General features: G+C 46.6%; 20 protein-coding genes. 12 read left to right on the plus strand and 8 right to left on the minus strand.

Annotated elements, in window-relative coordinates; genetic code table 11:
- Positions 1-22: 22 nt before the first annotated feature.
- From IS446_RS03330 to IS446_RS03345, 4 genes are all read right to left on the minus strand, one after another.
- A complete protein-coding gene (locus IS446_RS03330; protein ID WP_203058576.1) occupies positions 23-769 on the minus strand; it encodes a succinate dehydrogenase/fumarate reductase iron-sulfur subunit in 747 nt (248 codons plus the stop codon).
- 54 nt (positions 770-823) lie between these two features.
- Entirely contained in the window at positions 824-2,827 is a 2,004-nt protein-coding gene (locus tag IS446_RS03335; protein WP_203058577.1) for a fumarate reductase/succinate dehydrogenase flavoprotein subunit, read from the minus strand.
- Between the two features lie 12 nt (positions 2,828-2,839).
- Entirely contained in the window at positions 2,840-3,499 is a 660-nt protein-coding gene (locus IS446_RS03340; protein ID WP_203058578.1) for a succinate dehydrogenase cytochrome b subunit, read from the minus strand.
- A 241-nt stretch (positions 3,500-3,740) separates the two neighbouring features.
- Positions 3,741-6,593, minus strand: coding sequence for a VPS10 domain-containing protein (locus IS446_RS03345; RefSeq protein WP_203058579.1), 2,853 nt, complete (start codon positions 6,591-6,593; stop codon positions 3,741-3,743).
- Positions 6,594-6,710: 117 nt separating this feature from the next.
- Between IS446_RS03345 and IS446_RS03350 the strand changes: the two genes are divergently transcribed.
- Positions 6,711-8,003, plus strand: a complete 1,293-nt coding sequence (locus IS446_RS03350; protein ID WP_203058580.1) for an aminopeptidase P family protein — start codon at positions 6,711-6,713, stop codon at positions 8,001-8,003.
- A gap of 43 nt (positions 8,004-8,046) precedes the next feature.
- Here IS446_RS03350 and IS446_RS03355 read toward each other — a convergent pair whose 3' ends face one another.
- The gene (locus tag IS446_RS03355) at positions 8,047-9,321 is read right to left on the minus strand and encodes a branched-chain amino acid transport system II carrier protein (protein ID WP_203058581.1); all 1,275 of its coding nucleotides are present in this window, start codon (positions 9,319-9,321) and stop codon (positions 8,047-8,049) included.
- A 55-nt stretch (positions 9,322-9,376) separates the two neighbouring features.
- Here IS446_RS03355 and IS446_RS03360 point away from each other — a divergent pair, with 55 nt between their 5' ends.
- Positions 9,377-10,156 (plus strand): alpha/beta fold hydrolase, encoded by a 780-nt coding sequence (locus IS446_RS03360; RefSeq protein WP_203058582.1) that lies wholly within the window; start codon positions 9,377-9,379, stop codon positions 10,154-10,156.
- 50 nt (positions 10,157-10,206) lie between these two features.
- Positions 10,207-10,443, plus strand: coding sequence for a hypothetical protein (locus IS446_RS03365; protein WP_235996383.1), 237 nt, complete (start codon positions 10,207-10,209; stop codon positions 10,441-10,443).
- Between the two features lie 4 nt (positions 10,444-10,447).
- Here the strand turns inward: IS446_RS03365 and thiL are convergent, their stop codons facing one another.
- On the minus strand, positions 10,448-11,497 hold the full coding sequence (thiL, locus tag IS446_RS03370; RefSeq protein WP_203058583.1) for a thiamine-phosphate kinase: 1,050 nt from the start codon (positions 11,495-11,497) through the stop codon (positions 10,448-10,450).
- A gap of 271 nt (positions 11,498-11,768) precedes the next feature.
- On the opposite strand from thiL, the gene IS446_RS03375 reads away from it, so the two are divergent.
- The 4 genes from IS446_RS03375 to sufD are packed head-to-tail and all read left to right on the plus strand — an operon-like array spanning position 11,769 to position 15,689.
- A complete protein-coding gene (locus IS446_RS03375) occupies positions 11,769-12,098 on the plus strand; it encodes a HesB/IscA family protein (protein WP_203058584.1) in 330 nt (109 codons plus the stop codon).
- Between the two features lie 18 nt (positions 12,099-12,116).
- Positions 12,117-13,562 (plus strand): Fe-S cluster assembly protein SufB, encoded by a 1,446-nt coding sequence (gene sufB, locus IS446_RS03380; protein WP_203058585.1) that lies wholly within the window; start codon positions 12,117-12,119, stop codon positions 13,560-13,562.
- A 45-nt stretch (positions 13,563-13,607) separates the two neighbouring features.
- Positions 13,608-14,360 carry a Fe-S cluster assembly ATPase SufC gene (gene sufC / locus IS446_RS03385; RefSeq protein ID WP_203058586.1) on the plus strand — a complete coding sequence of 251 codons (753 nt, stop codon included), beginning with the start codon at positions 13,608-13,610 and terminating at the stop codon, positions 14,358-14,360.
- A 15-nt stretch (positions 14,361-14,375) separates the two neighbouring features.
- Positions 14,376-15,689 (plus strand): Fe-S cluster assembly protein SufD, encoded by a 1,314-nt coding sequence (gene sufD, locus IS446_RS03390; RefSeq protein WP_203058587.1) that lies wholly within the window; start codon positions 14,376-14,378, stop codon positions 15,687-15,689.
- A gap of 59 nt (positions 15,690-15,748) precedes the next feature.
- Here the strand turns inward: sufD and IS446_RS03395 are convergent, their stop codons facing one another.
- Positions 15,749-17,095 carry a serine hydrolase domain-containing protein gene (locus IS446_RS03395; RefSeq protein WP_203058588.1) on the minus strand — a complete coding sequence of 449 codons (1,347 nt, stop codon included), beginning with the start codon at positions 17,093-17,095 and terminating at the stop codon, positions 15,749-15,751.
- A gap of 87 nt (positions 17,096-17,182) precedes the next feature.
- On the opposite strand from IS446_RS03395, the gene IS446_RS03400 reads away from it, so the two are divergent.
- The 5 genes from IS446_RS03400 to IS446_RS03420 all read left to right on the plus strand — a co-directional run bounded on the left by IS446_RS03400 (position 17,183) and on the right by IS446_RS03420 (position 20,884).
- Entirely contained in the window at positions 17,183-18,397 is a 1,215-nt protein-coding gene (locus IS446_RS03400; RefSeq protein ID WP_235996384.1) for an aminotransferase class V-fold PLP-dependent enzyme, read from the plus strand.
- Positions 18,398-18,491: 94 nt separating this feature from the next.
- Positions 18,492-18,914, plus strand: coding sequence for a SufE family protein (locus IS446_RS03405; RefSeq protein WP_203058589.1), 423 nt, complete (start codon positions 18,492-18,494; stop codon positions 18,912-18,914).
- Between the two features lie 6 nt (positions 18,915-18,920).
- Positions 18,921-19,247 (plus strand): DUF59 domain-containing protein, encoded by a 327-nt coding sequence (locus IS446_RS03410; RefSeq protein WP_203058590.1) that lies wholly within the window; start codon positions 18,921-18,923, stop codon positions 19,245-19,247.
- A gap of 115 nt (positions 19,248-19,362) precedes the next feature.
- Positions 19,363-19,866 (plus strand): DUF2480 family protein, encoded by a 504-nt coding sequence (locus tag IS446_RS03415; protein ID WP_203058591.1) that lies wholly within the window; start codon positions 19,363-19,365, stop codon positions 19,864-19,866.
- Positions 19,867-19,957: 91 nt separating this feature from the next.
- Entirely contained in the window at positions 19,958-20,884 is a 927-nt protein-coding gene (locus IS446_RS03420) for a DUF3078 domain-containing protein (RefSeq protein ID WP_203058592.1), read from the plus strand.
- 34 nt (positions 20,885-20,918) lie between these two features.
- Here the strand turns inward: IS446_RS03420 and hflX are convergent, their stop codons facing one another.
- Positions 20,919-22,163 carry a GTPase HflX gene (gene hflX / locus IS446_RS03425; RefSeq protein WP_203058593.1) on the minus strand — a complete coding sequence of 415 codons (1,245 nt, stop codon included), beginning with the start codon at positions 22,161-22,163 and terminating at the stop codon, positions 20,919-20,921.
- Between the last annotated feature and the right edge of the window lie 17 nt (positions 22,164-22,180).

Below are 22,180 nucleotides of genomic sequence, written 5' to 3' on the forward strand. Positions count from 1 at the left end.
TCTTTTAGCATATATAAGGGGGTTATCCTTTAAGCGAAGCCGAAAGGTACTCTCTGTTCATTCTTGCGATGTTCTCCAGTGAAATACCTTTAGGGCATTCGATCTCACATGCACCTGTATTGGTGCAGTTCCCGAATCCTTCGAGGTCCATTTGTCTAACCATGTTCATAACACGCTCTGTAGCTTCTACCTTACCTTGCGGAAGTTGGGCGAATTGCGAAACCTTGGCTGAGGTGAAAAGCATTGCGCTGGCATTCTTACAAGCAGCAACACAAGCTCCGCAACCGATACAGGTCGCTGCATCAAAGGCGTTATCGGCATCGTGCTTATTGATCGGGATCGTATTCGCATCGATGGTATTCCCTGAAGTATTTACAGAGATAAATCCACCGGCTTGCTGAATACGGTCAAAAGCGCTACGGTCTACGATAAGGTCTTTAACTACCGGGAATGCCTTAGCTCTGAAAGGTTCAATATAAATGGTGTCTCCATCGTTGAACTTTCTCATGTGAAGCTGACAGGTGGTGATCAAACGGTCGGGCCCATGTGGTTCTCCGTTGATCTGTAGGGAACAGGTACCGCAGATCCCTTCACGACAATCGTGATCGAATTCTACCGGCTCTTCTCCCTTGGCTATCAATTCTTCATTAAGTACGTCCAGCATTTCCAGAAAAGACATATCGGGAGATACGTTGCTTATCTGGTAATCGTGTAGTTTCCCTTTCGAGTTGGCATCTTTCTGACGCCATATTTTGAGTTTTAAATTCATAATCGTGATGCTTTAGGCCTGCCATAGGACAGGGGTTGCGCGGGCGCAACAGTTTTACTTATAACTTCTGGTCTTAAGTTCGATGTTCTCATAAACCAATTCTTCCTTGTGGAGGACAGAACTTTGTGGGTCTCCTGTATATTCCCAGGCGGCTACATATCTAAAGTTCTCATCATCTCTCAGGGCTTCGCCTTCTGCAGTTTGATACTCTTCTCTAAAGTGTCCTCCACATGATTCTTCTCTGTGCAGGGCGTCTTTGGCGAAGAGCTCTCCCAATTCGAGGAAGTCGGCTACACGAAGTGCCTTTTCCAGCTCTGAGTTCTTTCCGTTGTCATCACCCGGAACGATCACGTTCTTGTGGAAGTCTTCGCGCAGGGCACGGATCTCTTCCATGGCCTCTTTAAGGCCTTGTGCATTACGGGCCATACCGCATTTGTTCCACATGATCTTACCGAGCTTTTTGTGGTAATGGTCAACAGAATGGGTTCCTTTATTGTTAATAAGCTTACTGATCTGCTCCTTGATCTGTTTTTCGGCCTCTTCGAATTCCGGAAGGTCTGTGGAGATCTTTCCGGTACGAATATCATCTGCGAGGTAATCACCCATGGTGTAAGGCAGTACAAAATATCCGTCTGCAAGACCCTGCATCAGGGCCGAGGCACCCAGTCTGTTCGCGCCGTGGTCAGAGAAGTTGGCCTCTCCGGCTACGTAACATCCGGGAATAGTACTCATAAGGTTGTAGTCTACCCAAACACCTCCCATGGTATAGTGTACCGCAGGGTAGATCATCATTGGAGTTTTATACGGATTCTCATCTACGATCTTTTCGTACATCTGGAAAAGGTTACCGTACTTAGCCTCGATGATCTCTTCTCCAAGCTTTCTGATCTGCTCTTCAGAAGGGTTGTTCATACCGCTGGTGATGGCTTTTTCTTTACCGTAGCGCATGATGGCCGCAGAGAAGTCCAGGTAAACCGCTTCTCCGGTTGCATTGACACCGAAACCGGCATCACAACGCTCCTTAGCTGCTCTGGATGCTACGTCACGAGGTACCAGGTTACCAAAAGAAGGGTATCTTCTTTCCAGGTAGTAATCGCGATCTTCTTCAGCGATCTGTGTGGGTTTAAGTTTGCCCTCGCGAATTGCTTTGGCGTCTTCCAGCTTTGCCGGAACCCAGATCCTACCATCATTTCTAAGCGATTCTGACATCAGGGTTAGCTTGGATTGATGGTCACCGGAAACCGGGATGCAGGTAGGGTGGATCTGCGTAAAACAAGGGTTCGCGAAATAAGCTCCTTTTTTGTGGATCTTCCAGGCTGCAGTTACGTTGCTTCCCATCGCATTGGTAGATAGGAAGAATACATTACCGTATCCTCCGGAAGCAACCACAACCGCGTGGGCAGAATGGCGCTGGATCTCTCCACTTACCATATCTCTGGCAATGATCCCTCTTGCTTTCCCGTCAACGATCACGAGGTCGAGCATTTCGTGGCGGTTGAACGCCTGGATCTTACCTCTGTTTATTTGTCTGTTCATGGCGCTGTAGGCACCAAGCAGCAGTTGCTGTCCCGTTTGTCCCTTAGCGTAGAACGTTCTCGAAACCAGTACACCACCAAACGAACGGTTGTCCAGTAATCCACCGTAGTCACGTGCAAAGGGAACACCCTGTGCCACACATTGGTCGATAATATTTCCGGAAACCTCTGCCAGGCGGTATACGTTAGCCTCTCTTGAACGGTAGTCACCACCTTTTACGGTATCGTAGAAAAGACGATAATCAGAGTCACCGTCTCCCTGGTAGTTCTTTGCGGCGTTAATACCTCCCTGGGCTGCAATAGAGTGTGCTCTTCGGGGAGAATCCTGGTAGCAAAATGTCTTTACATTGTATCCGAGTTCGGCAAGCGTAGCAGCTGCCGATCCTCCGGCGAGACCTGTTCCTACCACGATAATGTCTATATTACGCTTGTTCGCAGGGTTAACCAGGTTGATCTCGCTCTTATGTTTTGTCCACTTCTCGGCTATAGGGCCCTGTGGTATCTTTGAATCTAAAGTTGCCATGTTTTTAGTGGTTTAATGATTAAAATGATGGAATAGGGCGATAAAAATGAAACCAAAAGGGATCAGGATCGAGTAGATCATACCTGCTTTTTTGATCGCCGGAGTGTATTTGTTGTTCACTCCCATGGTTTGGAAAGCCGACTGGAATCCGTGCCATAGGTGCATGGCCAACAAGATGAAGGCAAGCACATAAAGACCGGTTCTTACAGGGCTTTCAAATTTATGCACCAGCTCCGGGAAGTATCTGGAAGGGTCCTCCGGGCTGAATTCCACATACTTGTATACCATTTCCGGGATCCAGAAATCGTAAAAGTGAAGGCCTAGAAAGGCTAAAACAGTAACTCCTGAAATGATCATGTTACGCGACAACCAGCTGGCGTTAGCACTACCCTTGAACATAGCGTATTTTACGGTACGTGCTTTTCTGTTCTGAAGTTCCAGGACAAATCCCATAACGAAATGGAATACGACCCCGAATACAAGAACAGGCTGCATGAGAAACTGAATAACAGGGTTGGTTCCCATAAAATGAGACAACTCGTTAAACGTATCTGCGCTTATCACCGAAGCGAAGTTTATGATAACATGTATGATCAAAAAGGTGATCAGGAAGAGACCGGACAGCGCCATCGCTACCTTCCTGGCAATTGAAGTGTTCAGTAATCCGCTCATTGAAATAGTTTTGTTAGTTCCTAGCAAATTTAACCCAGTGCATACTATTGCACAAGAGTAAGCACCCCTTTTTAGAGGGAATTTAGAACGATTTTAAAGTACTTGGTGTGCATTATTTATGGCGGTTTCCTGAAAAATTATGTTATTTCATTGCGATTTTACAAGAATAACACAGGTCGTATTCAAATATAATAAAAACCCCAGTAAGTTACTGGGGTTTATGATTTACTTTAACATTCGACTATTTTATTTCAAAAGACTTTTCGGTTGTGGCCTTATCTTTTTTAACCTTCAGGGTAAATGTTCCCTTGGGTAAATAGGTGGTTCCGTTCGCAGCACTTCGGAGCTTATTAGAACGGTTCTTTTTGTTGTAGCGGTTTGCCAGATCTTCATCTGCAGAAAGGTCGTATGCAACCAGGTTGAATCCTTTCTTCAGCGGAGAACTAAAGGTTTTGAGCTTATTGCCTGAGTCATCGGTTACCTCCAGGGTTGCCTCGCCTTCAGCAAGACTGTAGATCACGATCTCCATTTCCGGCTCATAGGGATTGCCCCATGCTCTTGAGGCTCCCCACCTTGGTGAGCGCCTGGTTTCCGGAAGCTCGAAGATCACAAGCTCTTCTTTTAGAACATTTGCATTTGCATGCTGCAATGCAGCGATATCTATTACATAGATACCGCGGCCATGGGTGCCCACCACGAGGTCGCTCTCGCGTTCCTGTATGGCCAGATCGTGAACCGCTACTTCCGGCAGATTATTGCTAAAGGGCTCCCAGTGCATCCCCCCGTCGAAACTTGCATAGAGTCCGTTGTCGGTTCCTGCAAAGAGCAGGTCTTTGTTTGACGGATCTTCAATGATCACATTTACAGGGGATAATGGAAGGTTGCTGCTTATGTTCTTCCAGGTAGTACCTTTATCGGTACTTACATATACATAAGGTGTAAAGTCGTCCCAACGGTATCCGTTAAGGGTGGCGTATACGGTGTTCTCGTCATGGGCAGATGCTATCACACGGCTCACCCATAGATCCTTAGGGAGGCTTTCTGAAATAAGTTTCCAGGTGCTGCCGCCATTTTCAGAAACATGAATTAATCCGTCGTCGCTACCGGTATACAGGAGCCCGAAACGGAAAGGCGACTCACTTACAGTGGTTAGGGTGCCATAGGCCACATTACCGGGTTTACCGCCTGTGGTAAGATCGTCTGAGATCGCCTCCCAGGTATCACCCTTATCCATACTCCTCATGAGCTTATTGCCACCCAGGTAGAGAATGTCTGCATTGTGGGGTGATAATAAAATAGGTGTTTGCCAGTTAAAGCGGTATGGTCGATCTCCAAGCTCGTGTTTTGGTTGGATGTACTTTCTCGACGCTGCCTCAAGGTCAATGCGGAAATAATTTCCGAACTGGAATCCGGTGTAAACGATATTGGGGTTCCTTGGGTCTACTTCTACCTGCATCCCGTCGCCACCCATGATCATTTTCCATGGGTATTCACCTTGCTGATGCCAGCTTGTATTTTCCCTCGCATTACGAGGGGCCATCCATACCCCGTTGTCCTGAAGTCCGCCATAGATATGGTAGGGTTCCTGGTTGTCTACCTCAATAGCGTAGAATTGTCCCACCGATGGGGTGTTGTTCTTGATCCAGGATTCTCCATCGTCATAACTAATATTCACTCCGCCATCATTACCATTAATAATATGGCCGGGTTTCTCCGGATTGATCCAAATAGAGTGGTGGTCGGCGTGCACATTGTCACCATTGATCGATTTCCAGGTCTTACCGCCATCGTCCGAGCGAATAATAGGTACACCCCCGGCGTATAATTTTTCCGGATTGTTAGGGTCTACTGCGATCTGGCAGAAATAGTATCCATAGCTGTAGAACAGGTCTTCGATACTGCCTTCATGTGTTTTTGACCAGGTGGCTCCGCCATCGGTACTCTTATAAACCTCCGCTCCGATCACAGGTGTGTCAAACAACATGGCATTGGCATCTTCCAGGTAATTGGCCAGGTCGATAGGTTTTACCGCCCCACTTCTCACCAGCTGTTTCACGTTCTCTGCACGGTATTTTTCCTGGAAGCCATTGGTCTTGAGGTAGGTGTTTAGTTTCTTATTGTCGAGAGCAAGGAAGGTCTCCACATCCATTTCTTTAAAATCGTCTTTAGAAAGGTGGTCCTTGTCCTTTGTCGCATCACCCTTCTTTTCACGGTGAAACTGGTTGTCGTGAATGGCGAAGATCGTGTTGTTATTGTAAATGGCCAGTCCTATACGGCCAACGCCCTCCCCGGTTGGAAAGCCGCTCTCTTCGGTCGTGATCAGGGTCCAGTTCTCCCCGCCATCTGTACTTTTATAGATTCCCGAGCCATTTCCGTTTCCAATGAAATTCCAGGCTTTTCGGTCTTTTTGCCATGCAGTGGCAAAGAGGGTCTGCGGGTCTCCCGGTACAGCGGCCAGGTCGATGATCCCGGTTTCGTTGTTAATGTAAAGGGTTTTTTTCCAGGTCTTACCGCCGTCTGTCGACTTGTATACACCGCGTTCTTCGTTAGGTGAGTACAAATGACCTGTTACACCTACCCAAAGGGTGTTCGGATCTTCAGGATGAAGAATAATACGTCCGATATGGTGCGCATCCGGAAGTCCGCTATGTGTCCAGGTAGCGCCCTGGTCGTCTGATCGCAGCATACCGATGCCGGCGTAAGACGAGCGGGAGGCATTGTTCTCCCCCGTACCTACCCAGATGGTTCCGGTTTCCCAGTTCACCGCCAGGTCGCCTATGTTTTGAGTGGGTGCATTATCCATAACAGGGGTAAAGGTGGTCCCGTTGTTATTCGTATGCCAAAGTCCACCGCTGGCATAACCAACGTAAAATTCAGTGGGGTCCTTCGGATTTACCGCGATATCCGTTACACGGCCACTCATGATCGATGGCCCTATATTTTCCAAAGGTAGCGCCTGTACGCGGGAGTTGGATGTGAGTGCTGCTTTTTCTTTTAATGCCTCCAGGTTAGATTCAGGGGTGGTGGCAGGTTGTTGTGCCTGCATCTGGAACTGGAGTCCGGCCAGCAGGGAAAACAATAATGGGTATTTCATAATAGGGTTGGTTTTTAAATCGCGAAAGGCAGTTAGCATTTTGCCTAACAATTTTGTTCAAGTTTAACGCTTAAGGATGCCAATCTTCTTAAATTTGAGGAAATTTAAACAATAGATATGAAATACGACCTAATAGACCGTAATCTATTCATCAAAAACAGAAAGAAATTCATGGCTCAAATGAAGCCGAAGAGTATTGCTGTTTTTAATTCCAACGACATTTATCCCATTGGAGCCGATAGTACGATGCCTTTTCAACAGGCCAGAGACCTGTTCTATCTTAGTGGGGCCGATCAGGAAGAGACCATTCTTGTGCTCTTTCCGGATGCCTTTGAAGAAAAGCACCGGGAAATCCTTTTTGTAAGGGAAACCAATGACCATATTGCCGTTTGGGAAGGAGAGAAGCTCACCAAGGAAAAGGCTTTTGAGGTGAGTGGTATTAAAACCGTTTACTGGCTTACCGAATTCGAAAAGGTCTTTCACGACATCATGACCGAGGCCGAGTCGGTGTACTTCAATACCAATGAACACTACCGCCAGGCTGTAGAGACAGAGACCCGTGAAGATCGCTTTATCAAATGGTGCAAAAAGAAATATCCTGCCCATAAGTGGGAGAAGAGCAACCAGATCCTTCAGCACCTCCGCGGTACCAAGGAAACCCAGGAGCTCGACCTTTTACAGCATGCCTGTGATATTACTGAAAAAGGATTCAAGAGGATCCTGCAGTTCGTTAAGCCGGGAGTCTGGGAATATGAGATCGAAGCAGAATTCATGCATGAATTCCTTAGAAATCGTTCCCGCGGATTTGCCTATACCCCGATCGTAGCTTCTGGTAATAACGCCAATGTACTGCACTATATCGAGAACAAGAATCAGTGTAAGGATGGCGATATGCTCTTGCTTGATGTGGGGGCAGAGTACGCCAATTACGCAAGTGATATGACCCGTACCATTCCTGTGAATGGTCGATTTACTAAACGTCAGAAGGAAGTGTACAATGCCGTATTGCGCGTAAAGAACGATGCTACCAAAATGTTGGTGCCCGGTGCGTTCTGGAAAGAATATCACGAAGAGGTAGGGAAGCTTATGACCAGTGAGCTGCTCGGACTCGGACTGCTGGATAAGGCAGATGTTCAGAATGAAAATCCGGATTGGCCGGCATACAAGAAATACTTCATGCACGGTACCAGTCACCACATCGGATTAGATACTCACGACTACGGGCCTCTCAAAGCTCCGATGACCGCGAATATGGTGTTTACCGTTGAGCCGGGGATCTATATCCCTGAAGAAAAAATGGGGATCCGTCTCGAGGACGACGTGGTCATACGCGATAATGACGAGCCTTTTAACCTGATGAGGAATATTCCGATCGAGGTAGAGGAGATCGAAGAGTGGATGAATAAATAAGTTTTGATTTTTCCATAGTGGAAAGAACCGGTTGGCAAGGTGATCACCTTCCTTCCGGTTCTTTTTTTGTTTGTGCCAAAAGAAAAACTGCTGCTGCCGGCAGGATCCAGCTAAAATGTGTGGTGTTCCATGGGGTAATGCTGCTTAAGTACTCGCTGGGTCCGGAATACCCTAAAGCGTTCAGGATGTCGGGAATGCTGAACAGGATCACGGTTAGGGTCACCGCTCTGAACGTAAAGGCAGATACCCATTTTTGCGGGAGGTTGTGCAAAAGGATAAATATGATAATGAGCGGGTAAATAAAAAGTAGTGCGGGGAGTGCTATCTCGATGATGTATTCAAATTTCAATTGGCCTATAAGCACTCCGGTAATACATGAGAGGAGGGCGGTGAGGAGGTAAGCCCATTTTTGTTTTGGGAGCAGGCCTTTGACAAAGTCTGAGGCCCCGGTAATTATCCCTACCGTAGTTGAAAAACAGGCAAGCGCAATAAGTATGGCGAGGAAAATATGTCCCTTTTCACCCAATGCGTAAGTGATCATGGCATTGAGTACCCCGCTGCGGTCCAGGTCGGGGTCCAGGGTGTTGCTCAACAAAGCGCCTCCGTAGATAAGACCGGCATAAATTAAACACAGGCCGGATCCCGCGAGGATCCCCGCCCTGTTGATCACTTTGCGGCGAACGTTGTAATCGAGTTCCTGTCGGTAATTGAGAGAAATGATGATCACGGCACCTACCACCACGGCGCCCATAGCGTCAAAGGTCTGGTAGCCTTCAAGAAGCCCTTTTGAGATCCATTGTTCCGGGGTATAGGTTAGCTGATCCAGTGAAGTGCCGGTGAGAATGAGAAGGATGATCGCACTAAGTAATACGAGTAACATCGGGGTGAGTACCTTGCCGGTGATATCGAGGATACTGGAGCGAAAGATCACAAAAATGAATACCCCAAGAAAGTAAATGCTGCTGGTAAGCAGACTGCTGGTGTCAAAGTAGGGCGCTATGGCCATTTCATGGGTGAGACTGGCCGTTCTGGGCGCCGGCAGAGCTACAGCTATGAGATATACCAAAATCCCGAAGATCACACTAAAAACCGGAGACATACGATCGGCAAAATCCAGTAAGCTACCTTGCAAACGGGCATGTGCGCGGATCCCGAGAATAGGGATGAATACAGCAGAAATGGCAAACCCCAGGGTTACCGGTAGCCATTGGTCTCCCGAAGTGAACCCCAGATAAGGAGGCAGGATGATGTTCCCCGCTCCGAAGAAAAGAGAAAATAAAGCAAAGGCAGTTATCAGGGTAAGTTTCGTATACCTCATCGGGTTGAATTATCTTTGATAAAAAAAGGTTCAGACCCGGTTAAGATAGCATAAAATGGAATTAGCTTACAAAGGGACGCGTATTTTTTATACCGATGAAGGCAAGGGCACGGCATTGGTGCTCTTACACGGATTTTTGGAAAACAGCAGTATTTGGAAAGAGCTCAAAAGCAGGCTTACTTCCCGGTACCGTGTGGTCTGTATCGATCTTCTCGGTCACGGGGGTACCGGATGCCTGGGGTATATGCATACCATGACCATGATGGCTGAGGCCGTTAAGGCGGTACTCGATCATTTGCGATTGCGCAAGGTGGTCTTTGCCGGCCATTCTATGGGGGGCTATGTGGCCCTTGCCTTTGCAGAGATGTATCCGGACCATGTCAAGGGGCTGGCATTGATCAATTCGACGCCTTTGCCCGATTCTGAAGAAAAGAAGCTCAACCGGGATCGTGCGATCGCCGCAGTAAAAGAGAATCACAAAAGCTTTATCCGCCTGGCCATTGCCAACCTGTTTAGTCCTAAGAATCGCAAGATCTTCTCTGAAGAGATCAAGACCCTCAAGGCAGAGGCTCTGAAAACTCCTCTTCAAGGGATTGTCGCAGCCCTTGAAGGTATGAAGATCAGGCCCGACCGGGAGGTGCTCATGCACTTTTCACCCTATCCCAAACTATTGGTTCTGGGAGAGAGAGATCCCGTTATGGATGCGAAAGCATTGAAAAACAGGCTTGAAGTAGCGGCTGTTGAAATTCGCGTTTACCCCGACGGACATATGAGTTTCCTCGAGAATTTTGAAGTTTTACAACAAGATCTGAAGGATTGGTTAAAAAATATTTGATAAAAAACAAATTTTTCTTAGCTTAGGATTCCCAAAATCTTTCTTAACCTATGAAAATGTTTGAATTTAACCTTGGAAAAACCATTTGTTCGGTTTTTGGCCACCGCTTCCGGGTGGCAAAAGAAGTTACCCCTCACATTTCAGAATACAAATGTACTTGTTGTAACTGCGAGTTAACGACCAATGCCAATGGCCGACTCGATAAACTGACTCCTGAATTAAAAGAGGTGAACAGGACCCTGGCTGATTTTTACAGAAAAAGGCATACCCTGAGACACGCCCTATAATTCTTTATTCTTTCTTTAAAGCATTCCAACCTCTGGCCTCCAGGGGTATTTTGGTATTCGCCCTGGTGATGAGATGCGCTCCTTCGCGCTCTTCGGTCATGTGGCCGATCACGGTGAGGTGCGGATTTCCTTTGATCTTATCGTAATCTTCCTGGGCAATGGTAAAGAGCAATTCATAGTCTTCGCCCCCGCTCAAAGCAACTGTAGTGCTGTTGAGTTCAAACTCCTCAGAAGTAGAGATCACCTGTGGGTCGAGCGGGATTTTATCTTCGTAAAGATTACATCCCACCTTAGAATTTTTGCAAAGGTGAAGGATCTCAGATGAGAGTCCGTCACTTATATCGATCATGGAAGTGGGCTTAACGCCCAGTTCTTTAAGGAGCACAGGGATGTCTATTCTGGCTTCCGGTTTAAGTTGGCGTTCTACAATATAGGTATAGGGTGTAAGGTCGGGTTGGTTGTTAGGGTTTACCTGGAAAACCGCTTTCTCTCTTTCGAGTACCTGTAGCCCCAGATAGGCCCCGCCCAGGTCGCCTGATACTACAAGAAGGTCGTTAGATCCTGCCTCATTGCGATAGGTGATCGCTTCTTTTGGGGCTACTCCCAGGGCCGTTACCGCTATCAAAAGGCCTTTGTTAGATGAGGTCGTATCCCCTCCGACCAGGTCTACCTTGTAGTGGCGACAAGCCAGAGCAATACCTTCGTACAGTTCTTCGAGAGCCTCGAGCGGAAAACGATTGGAGACAGCTATAGAAACCGTGATCTGTGTCGGGGTGGCATTCATCGCGCAAACGTCAGATACATTGACCACAACCGATTTGTACCCCAGGTGCTTCAGGGGGGCGTATGAAAGGTCAAAGTGAACGCCTTCTACAAGAAGGTCGGTTGTAACTACGGTCTGTTGGTCTGTATAGTCCATAACCGCAGCATCATCGCCCACAGCTTTTACGGTAGAGGGTTGCACCGGTGAAAAATTTTTGGTGAGGTGTTCGATCAAACCAAATTCTCCCAGTTGTTCAAGGGACGTACGTTGTGGATTCTTGTCTTCTAGCATGGTGCAAAGGTAAGCAGTAGTGGATATATTCAACAAAACTGAAGGTCATCAATTTGGTGAGGAGGCTAAATTCTCTTTGAGTGGTGTTCGGGAGGGTGAAAAATGGCTGAAAAAACCCGATCAAATAGTGCTAAAGGTTTGATAATTAAGATTATATTAAGGCGTATAGGAAATGTTTATATGACTATATGATTTATAAATTTGTTAAAAGACCATAGTTCATGTTTAACTTCTTATTTTTGTGGACTATTTAGAAATAATCTTGATAAAGATGATTAAAGTATCTGATACGGCTAAAAATAAACTCGCCCAACTCATGGCAGAAGAAGGCTATAATGTGAGCAACGACTTTGTTCGTGTTGGGGTAAAGAGCGGTGGTTGTAGCGGTTTGTCTTATGATCTGAAGTTCGACAAGGAGCAACAGGAGAACGACAAGGTCTTTGAAGATAATGATGTTCGCATCATCGTAGATAAAAAGAGTTTCCTTTATCTCGTTGGAACCGTTCTGGAGTATTCCGGCGGACTCAATGGGAAGGGGTTTGTTTTTAATAATCCCAATGCACAGCGAACCTGTGGATGCGGAGAGAGCTTTTCACTTTAACAGCATAAGAAAAACATAATGGCTTATACCGAAGAAGAATTAAAAAAGGAATTAGAGACCAAGGAGTACGAGTATGGCTTTTATACCGATATAGAGGCCGACACGTTCCCTGTGGGACTTAACGAAGATGTGGTTAGGGCGATCTCTAAAAAGAAGAACGAGCCGGAATGGATGACCGAATGGCGTCTTGAAGCGTTTCGCGTATGGAGTGAAATGGAAGAGCCGGAGTGGGCTAATGTAAAGTATAAAAAGCCCGATTTCCAGGCTATTTCTTATTACTCTGCCCCTAAAGGGAAACCAAAGTACGATAGCCTCGATGAGGTTGACCCGGAACTGCTGGATACCTTCAAAAAACTGGGGATCTCCCTGGAGGAGCAAAAGCGCTTGGCAGGAGTGGCAGTAGATGTGGTAATGGACTCGGTATCTGTAGCGACCACCTTCAAAAAAACCCTGGCAGAAAAAGGGATCATTTTCTGTTCTATCTCTGAAGCCATCCAGGAACACCCTGAGCTGGTAAAGAAATATATTGGGTCTGTAGTACCCCGTAAAGATAACTTCTATGCAGCGCTTAACTCTGCTGTATTCTCAGATGGATCTTTTTGTTACATCCCTAAAGGAGTGCGTTGCCCTATGGAGCTGTCAACTTACTTCCGAATCAACCAGGCCGGAACAGGGCAGTTCGAAAGAACCCTCGTTATTGCCGATGAAGGGAGTTATGTGAGTTACCTCGAAGGATGTACCGCGCCGATGCGTGATGAGAACCAGCTGCACGCCGCTGTAGTGGAACTAATCGCACTTGACGATGCAGAGATCAAGTACTCTACAGTACAAAACTGGTTCCCCGGTGATAAAGAAGGTAAAGGAGGGGTCTTTAACTTCGTGACCAAAAGAGGATTGTGTGAGACCAATGCTAAAATTAGCTGGACTCAGGTAGAGACCGGATCGGCAGTAACCTGGAAGTACCCTTCTTGTGTGCTTAAAGGTGATAATTCTATAGGAGAGTTCTACTCGATCGCGGTTACCAATAACTGGCAACAGGCCGATACCGGAACCAAGATGATCCACCTCGGAAGAAATACCAAGAGTACCATTATCTCGAAGGGTATCTCTGCCGGAAAATCACAAAACAGTTACCGCGGTCTCGTGCAGATCAACAGTCGTGCAGAGAACGCCCGTAACTTCTCGCAGTGTGATTCCCTGCTTATGGGCAACGAATGTGGAGCCCATACCTTCCCGTATATTGAAACCAAGAATAAATCGGCTCAGATCGAGCACGAGGCGACCACTAGTAAGATCGGGGAAGACCAGATCTTTTACTGTAACCAAAGAGGTATTGATACCGAAAAGGCAATTGCCCTTATCGTAAACGGTTTTAGTAAAGAGGTATTGAATAAGCTGCCTATGGAATTCGCTGTAGAGGCGCAAAAACTATTGGAGATCTCATTAGAGGGGTCAGTTGGATAATTAAAAAATTAAAATTTCCGGGAAACCGGAAAGACACATACAGATATGTTAAAGATCAAGAATTTACACGCTAACGTTGAAGGAAAAGAGATCCTGAAAGGAATTAATCTGGAGGTAAATCCAGGGGAAGTTCATGCCATCATGGGGCCTAACGGTTCCGGAAAAAGTACCCTCGCCTCTGTGATCGCAGGTAATGAAGATTTCGAGATCACTGAAGGAACTGTAGAGCTCGAAGAAGAAGAACTCAATGAAATGGCTCCTGAAGAGCGAGCACATCAGGGCGTATTCCTATCGTTCCAGTACCCGGTAGAGATTCCCGGAGTAACCGTGACCAACTTCATGAAAACAGCCATCAATGAGACCCGTAAGGCAAGAGGTCTTGAGGAGATGCCTGCCAATGAGATGCTGAAAAAGATCAGAGAGAAGTCTGAACTGCTCGAGATCGACAGAAAGTTCCTATCGCGTTCCCTGAACGAAGGATTCTCAGGAGGTGAGAAAAAGCGAAACGAGATCTTCCAGATGGCGATGCTCGAGCCGAAACTGGCCATTCTTGACGAGACCGATTCCGGTCTTGATATCGACGCGCTAAAGATCGTAGCTAATGGGGTGAACCGCCTTAAGACCAAAGAAAATGCAACGATCGTGATCACCCACTATCAGCGTCTTCTCGATTATATCGTTCCCGACCATGTTCACGTATTGCTTAACGGTAAGATCGTTAAGAGCGGAGGTAAAGAGTTGGCTCTCGAACTCGAAGAGAAAGGATATGATTGGATCAAGCAGGAAGTTGCTGTTTAAAAACCAGAGAATCACATGGATTTGAAAGATAAATTATTGTCGTCTTTTATGGCCTTTGAAGATACGGTAGATGTAAACCTGCCCGTTCATGAAGTGCGTACAGAGGCGATCAAGAATTTCGAAGCCCAGGGCTTTCCAACCAAGAAAATGGAATCCTGGAAATACACATCACTTAAAGGGTTGCTTAAGAGCGACCTGAGCGTATTTCCTAAGAAGGAGACCACCCTGGAATATAAGGATGTAAAGAAATATTTTATTCACGAGATCGAATCATACCGAATCGTTCTTGTTGATGGTGTGTATAGCTCACAGCTTTCAGAAACGTCGCACGACGGAATTGATGTGTGTTTGATGAGCGCAGCGCTGTGTAAGCCAAAGTATCGCCTGATCATTGAAAATTATTTCAATAAGACGGCAGAGGCCGACGGATTAACTTCGTTGAACACAGCGTTCTCAAAGGAAGGGGCATTTATTAATATCCCAAGAGGGGTAGTGGTAGACAAGCCTATCCAGATCATTCACTTCTCTACGGGAATTGAGCCTTCGCTCATGCTCCAGCCAAGAAGTCTTGTGGTAGCCGGTGAGAACTCTCATGTACAGATCATCGAAAGACACCAGAGTCTTACGGCCAATGCAACACTTACCAATAGTGTTACAGAGATCTTTGCCAACAAGAGAGCGATCGTTGATTATTACAAGATCCAGAATGATGGCGAGGCTGCTTCGCTTATTGATAATACCTATATCTCTCAGCAGCAAAACAGCCATGTCTCTGTGCATACCTTCTCTTTAGGAGGGAAGCTTACCAGAAACAACCTTCAGTTCTTCCACAAAGGAGAGCACCTCGATTCAACGCTTAAGGGGGTAACCATCACCGATAGAAAGCAACATGTGGATCATTCTACCCTGGTGCACCATGCACAGCCTAATTGTGAGAGCCACCAGGACTACAAAGGGATCTATGCCGATAAGAGTACCGGGGTATTCAACGGACGAATCATTGTTGAGAAGGAAGCTCAGAAGACTAATGGATTCCAGCAGAACAACAACATCCTTCTGGATGATACCGCCACCATTAACGCCAAGCCTCAGCTCGAGATCTTTGCAGACGACGTAAAATGTTCGCACGGATGTACTATCGGGCAGTTAGACGATGAGGCGATGTTCTACCTCCAGGCCAGGGGTATTCCTGAAAAGGAAGCCAAGGCATTACTTATGTTCGGGTTTGCGAATAACGTACTGGAGAGTGTGAAGATCCCGCAACTAAAGCAAAGGATCACCAAGCTTATTGCTCAAAAACTGGGAGTAGATCTCGGTTTCGATCTATAGCAGATATATAGAAATGATTGCTATGAAAAAGAGAGGTCGCTCATTGGAGCGACCTTTTTTTATTGAATGGCGTTGGTGATACCTCCTGTAAATTCGTTAAAGTCAAAGTAATTGCCATCTGTGATTCCCATGCGCACCACCACCAGGTCTTTTGAAGGGATCACATATACACGCTGGCCTTGATACCCATCGGCAAAATAGGTGTCTCTGGGCACATCGGGAAGAACGCCCGACTCGTTCAGCCAGAACTGAGCGCCGTAAGTGCCTTCCGAATCCGATGCCGAAGTGCTTACGTAATCGGCCCAGGACTCGGCGAATATACGGTCTCCATTCCAGTTGCCCTTATGGAGATAGAGCAATCCGAATTTTGCCCAGTCTCTCGCTGTTGCCCAACTGTAGGAAGAGCCCACATAGGTGCCGGAAGCATCGGTTTCCAAAACCATGCTATGCATCCCGATGCGGTCTATGAGCATTTGGTACGGGAAGTTGAGGTATTCCTGTAGGTTCCCGATCTCTTGTTTTAAAAGCCCGGAAAGCAGGTTGGTGGTTCCCGATGAATAATAAAAGTGAGTTCCCGGTTCGTGAAGGAGTTCCTTGTTTTCTGCTACTGCACTCATGTCGCTTGCCGTGAAAAGCATTTTGGTCACATCAGAGATCCTGGAATAATCTTCTTCCCAAGCCAGTCCACTGCTCATTTGCAAGAGGTCATTGTAGGTTATATGTTTTCTGTTGTCGTTTTGCCAGGAGGCTACCGGAGCGGGGTTGGCGATATCGATCATGCCCTCCTCCTGAAGAATACCGTAAAGTGTAGCGGTAATACTCTTGGTCATGGACCATCCCAGATGCAGGGAGGTTTCGTCAAATCCCGGCGCGTACTTTTCACCAATGATCCGGTCCTTGTAAACCACAAGAACAGCACGGGTCTTTTTTAAATGATTGTCGCTAAAGGCAGCATCTATGGAGGCGTTTAGTTTTTTGTAATCGATCTCCGGAAAGGTGGTGTCTTTTTGAGCTCCGTTGCCGTAAGGATAGGGAGCTGCGCTTATGGAGTTGCTTCTTCTGGGCCTTTGCGAAAAGTCGAGAGCCTTCTTTCCGGGGGGCATGAGAATACAACCCAGCCCGGGGATGTATTGTGCGGTGCGTTTCTTTAACCCAAAAAGACTGGCCGATGCAGTTTCCTCGGTGCGATTGGTGCGATCACTGGCGAGATTCACCGGAGAAAAATTATTGTCGGTACTGTCTGTAAAAGCCTCCGGGCGTCTGGCGACATAGGTGCAGGAACAATGACTTTTAGAGGAATAACCGGTGATAATGTCGAGCTTAGGGTAGTTGAGGTATAGCGCGATCCCGCCACCGATAATAACCAGAAGGATCACCAGGGTTAGAATTCGTTTGAAAATACGCACGTAACGATGAGTTTTAGAAGGGTTAAATATTGTTCAAGATAGGATTTCTGCTCATAAATACTTAGTATTTTTGCGTAAAGAATTGTTATGATCGATATTAAGAGTTTACGGGAAGATTTTCCCATTCTCCAAAGAAAGGTCAATGGCCAGCCCCTGATCTACCTGGATAATGCAGCGACATCGCAAACACCTAAGCAGGTGGTCGATACTATTGTAGACTACTATTACAACTACAATGCGAATATTCACAGGGGTGTGCATACCCTTTCCCAGGAGGCTACCGATAAATACGAACAGGCAAGAAGAACCATCCAGGAGCATTTTAATGCGGCTCATCCCTATGAGATCATTTTTACCTCGGGAACTACTCATGGGATCAATATGATAGCGAGCGGATTTGAAAGTTTGCTTCAGCCGGGAGACGAGCTCATCGTTTCTGCTATGGAGCACCATTCAAATATAGTTCCGTGGCAAATGCTCTGTGAGCGCACCGGCGCAATACTCAAGGTGATCCCGATGAGTGAAGAGGGAGAACTGTCTATGGAAGCTTACGATACCTTGCTGAATGAAAAGACCAGGTTGGTATTCTGTAATCATATTTCCAATGCTCTGGGAACGATAAATCCGATCAAGACCATCATCGATAAGGCACATGCCGTTGGTGCTGCCGTACTTATCGACGGTGCACAGGCTTGTCCGCATATCAAGGCCGATGTTCAGGCATTAGATGTAGATTTCTATGTGGTTTCTGCCCATAAAATGTGTGGCCCTACAGGGGTTGGGGTGTTGTACGGAAAGGAGGAATGGCTGGAGAAACTGCCGCCTTACCAGGGTGGTGGTGAGATGATCGCAGAGGTGTCTTTTGAGAAGACCACCTATGCCGGTTTGCCCCATAAGTTCGAGGCTGGAACCCCGGATATTTGCGGAGGGATAGCCTTTGGAGCCGCCGTAGATTATATCAATAGGATCGGGATGGAGAACATTGCGGCCTATGAGCACGAACTCCTGGAATACGCTACAGACAAATTACTGGAGATCGACGGACTTCGAATCTATGGAACAGCAGGGAAAAAGACCTCTGTGATCTCCTTTAATATCGAAGGTATTCACCCTTATGACATCGGAGCTATCCTGGATAAACTAGGGGTGGCCGTGCGTACCGGGCATCACTGCGCTCAGCCTGTAATGGAGTTCTATAAGATCCCCGGAACAGTGAGAGCAAGCTTTGCCTTCTACAATACCAAAGAGGAGATCGATACGTTCGTTGCAGCCCTTATCAGAGCAAAGAATATGCTGCTGTGACCGGTGACCACCTATTGGTTAAAGCTATGATAACATTGGTAGAAACAGTTGAATAGGAGGTCTGCATGTTGTATTTTTGCAGGAAAAGTAGTCTATGACCATTAAAGAGATACAGGAAAATATTGTAGATGAGTTTTCGATGTTCGACGATTGGATGCAGCGTTATGAATACATGATCGAACTTGGAAAATCACTACCGCTTATCGATGAGCAATACAAGACCGATGATAACCTGATCAAAGGCTGTCAGAGTAAGGTATGGGTTCATGCCGGCCTCGATAACGACAAGGTGGTTTTTACCGCCGATAGCGATGCCATTATTACCAAAGGGATCATCGCCATTCTGATCAGAGCGTTTAGCGGTCAGGCCCCTAAGGATATCATTGAAGCAGATACCGGTTTTATCGATGAGATCGGTCTTAAGGAACATCTTTCGCCAACCCGTGCCAATGGGTTGGTGAGCATGATAAAGCAAATAAAGATGTACGCTATTGCTTATCAAACACAATTAAATTAGAAGAACATGAGTGAAGCAACAATAAATACTACAGAACTGGGAGAAAAGATCGTAAAGGTGCTCAAGACCATCTTTGATCCGGAGATCCCTGTTGATATCTACGAATTAGGATTGATCTACGATGTTTTCGTTAACGAAGACCGCGATGTAAAGATCCTGATGACCCTGACCACTCCTAACTGTCCGGTGGCAGAAACCCTTCCGGTGGAAGTGGAAGAGAAGGTAAAGACCATCGCCGAGGTGAATGATGCTGAGGTAGAGATCACCTTCGATCCGCCTTGGAGCCAGGACCTTATGAGTGAAGAGGCAAAACTGGAGTTGGGACTGTTGTAAGCAGTAGATCGTTTGCTGTTTGTCTTGAACAGCAGGCAGATCTCTAAGAGAAATACGTGAAGGGGAAATGTCTGTATGAAGAGGCTTTCCCCTTTAAATTTAAAATTCTAACCAAATGGACGAGATCAGAAATCGTGTAGCCGAGAGCAAGCTTATTACTGTAGACCTGGAAGATTATTATCCGGAGGGCCCCCGAAAGGTCATCGATATCAGCCAGTGGTTATATGAAGGGCTCTTGTTGAGAGAGAAGGAATTTCGCGCTGCCCTTAAAGAGGTTGATTGGAGTGTTTATGAAGGCGCTTATGTGGCCTTACATTGCACTACCGATGCCATAGTGCCTGCATGGGCTTTTATGCTTATCGCAGCTAATCTTTCGCCCTATGCCTTAAAGACCGTCAAGGGGAGTGCAGAAGCCTTGGAGAGCGCCCTTTATCAGGAGGTGATTGCTGATCTTGATCTGGAATACACGAGAGATATGCCGGTGATCGTAAAGGGGTGTTCTAATAAGCCTGTTCCTGAAAATGCCTACCTGTTCCTGATCAAGCGTTTACAGCCGCTCGCTAAGAGCATCATGTACGGAGAGGCGTGTTCGTCTGTGCCATTGTACAAACGTCGATAATTTCCTCAGACTTCCCTCTTTTATCTTTCGGTTTCTATATATTTAGTGTAAGAAACTGGCGTTCAGTATGATCGCTGCTTAAACATACACTATGAAACAGGTAATGTTATTTGTCGTGCTCGGGATGTTTGCCCTTACTTCACAGGGTCAGACCGTGGAGGAGTTAAAGGCATTGAAATCACAAAAGCAAGATTCTATAGATGCCCTGCAGTCGGAGGTTGATGATCTTACCAAGCGTATCGATCAGTTTCCCGGATGGAAATTCGGGGCTATTGCCACAGTAGGATTCAACGTCTCGCAATTTAGTAATTGGTATGCCCAGGGCAGTCCTAATGTAGACGCCGGAAAGATCGGTATAGGCTTTAGTGGTTATGCCAATCTGGACAGGGAAAAGTATTTCTGGAGGAATTCTATGACCGTTAATCTTCAGTGGGTGAAATTCGATGATAAGGATGACCCGGATGATGTGGAAGGATATCGCGAGGCTACCGATGTGTTTAATATCAATTCCCTTTACGGATATAAACTGAGCGATAAGCTGGCACTTTCTGCTTTAGGAGAATACCGAACCACGCTACTCAGTAATTTTAACGATCCGGGGTATCTGGACCTTGGGGTGGGTTTTACCTGGACGCCTGTCAATGAATTGGTGGTAGTAGTGCACCCGCTTAACTATAACTTTGTGTTTAGTGACGATGATGATATTTTCGAATCGTCTGCAGGGTGTAAGATCATGGCCGACTACATTAAGGACTTTGGCGGTCTGAAATTCAAGTCTAACTTTTCCGGTTTCCTGAGTTATAAGGATTCCAATTATTCCAACTGGACCTGGACCAATAGTCTGGGGTATTCCCTTTGGAAGAATATTGGGCTTGGGTTTGAGTTTGCGCTCAGGGACAATAAGCAGGAGGCGCTTAATTACGCCATTAATTCTCAGGGCATAGAAGATGCTACCTTCGATAACATAGATAATGACTTGCAGTCGTATTGGCTGTTCGGACTCAATTATAGTTTTTAAAAGAAAAAGGCAGTCCTGTACAGACTGCCTTTTTTTATGGAGTTTTCCTTTGCTGTTGTTCTTCCCCAGATTCGAGGTTCTCGTATTCCGGATAGAGAAAGTTGTTGTATGGAAAGCGCGTAACGTGGATCTCTCTTACCGCCTGGTATACGCGCTTGCGGAACTCTTCAAGGTTTTCCTTGTTGAGCGCCGAAATGAACAGGGCATTATCTCCTATGCGACCCATCCAGGTGTTCTTCCATTCTTCGAGGGTGAAGTGCCTCCCCGTTTTTTCAGTGATCAGGTCGTCTTCGTCTATGGTTTCATGCGTATAGGCATCGATCTTATTGAAAACCATGATCGTAGGCTTGTCGGCACTGTGTATCTCATCGAGGATCTGGTTCACAGAAGCAATATGTTCTTCAAAGTTCGGGTGAGAAATGTCAACCACATGAAGTAACAGGTCTGCCTCCCGTACCTCGTCGAGGGTACTTTTAAACGACTCCACCAGCTGGGTGGGTAACTTCCTGATAAATCCAACCGTATCACTTAGCAAGAACGGCAGGTTGCCAATAACCACCTTGCGAACCGTGGTATCGAGGGTGGCAAAAAGTTTGTTCTCGGCAAACACATTGCTCTTGCTGATCACATTCATCAGGGTCGACTTCCCTACATTGGTATATCCGATGAGTGCGACCCTAACCAATGCTCCACGATTACCGCGCTGGGTTTCCATTTGTTTGTCGATCTTGGCGAGCTTCTTTTTAAGCAAGCTTATCCGGTCGCGAACGATACGGCGGTCGGTTTCGATCTCAGTTTCCCCCGGACCGCGCATTCCAATACCCCCACGTTGACGCTCCAGGTGAGTCCAGAGCCCTGCCAGTCGTGGCAGTAAATACTCGTATTGTGCCAATTCGACCTGGGTACGGGCATAACTGGTCTGGGCGCGCTGGGCGAAAATATCGAGGATCAGGCTGGTACGATCCAATACCTTGCAACGCAATATCCGTTCGATATTCTTTTGTTGGGCCGGCGTTAACTCGTCGTCAAAGATCACGGTTCCGATCTCATTATCATTTACGTAGGTGAGGACTTCTTCCATCTTCCCGCTTCCAATAAATGTCTTCGGATTGGGTACGTCGATCTTTTGGGTGAAGCGTTGTGTTACCTCCCCTCCGGCGGTGTAGGCCAGAAACTCGAGTTCGTCCAGGTATTCCTGAGACTTCTCTTCGTCCTGCTCCTGGTTGATCACTCCCACGAGGACTACTTTTTCATATTCAAAGGTCTTCTTTTCAAGCATAGATTCAATTCTGATGC

Origin of the sequence: Robertkochia sediminum (assembly GCF_016786255.1) — a bacterium.
GTDB classification, from domain to species: Bacteria; Bacteroidota; Bacteroidia; order Flavobacteriales; family Flavobacteriaceae; genus Robertkochia; species Robertkochia sediminum.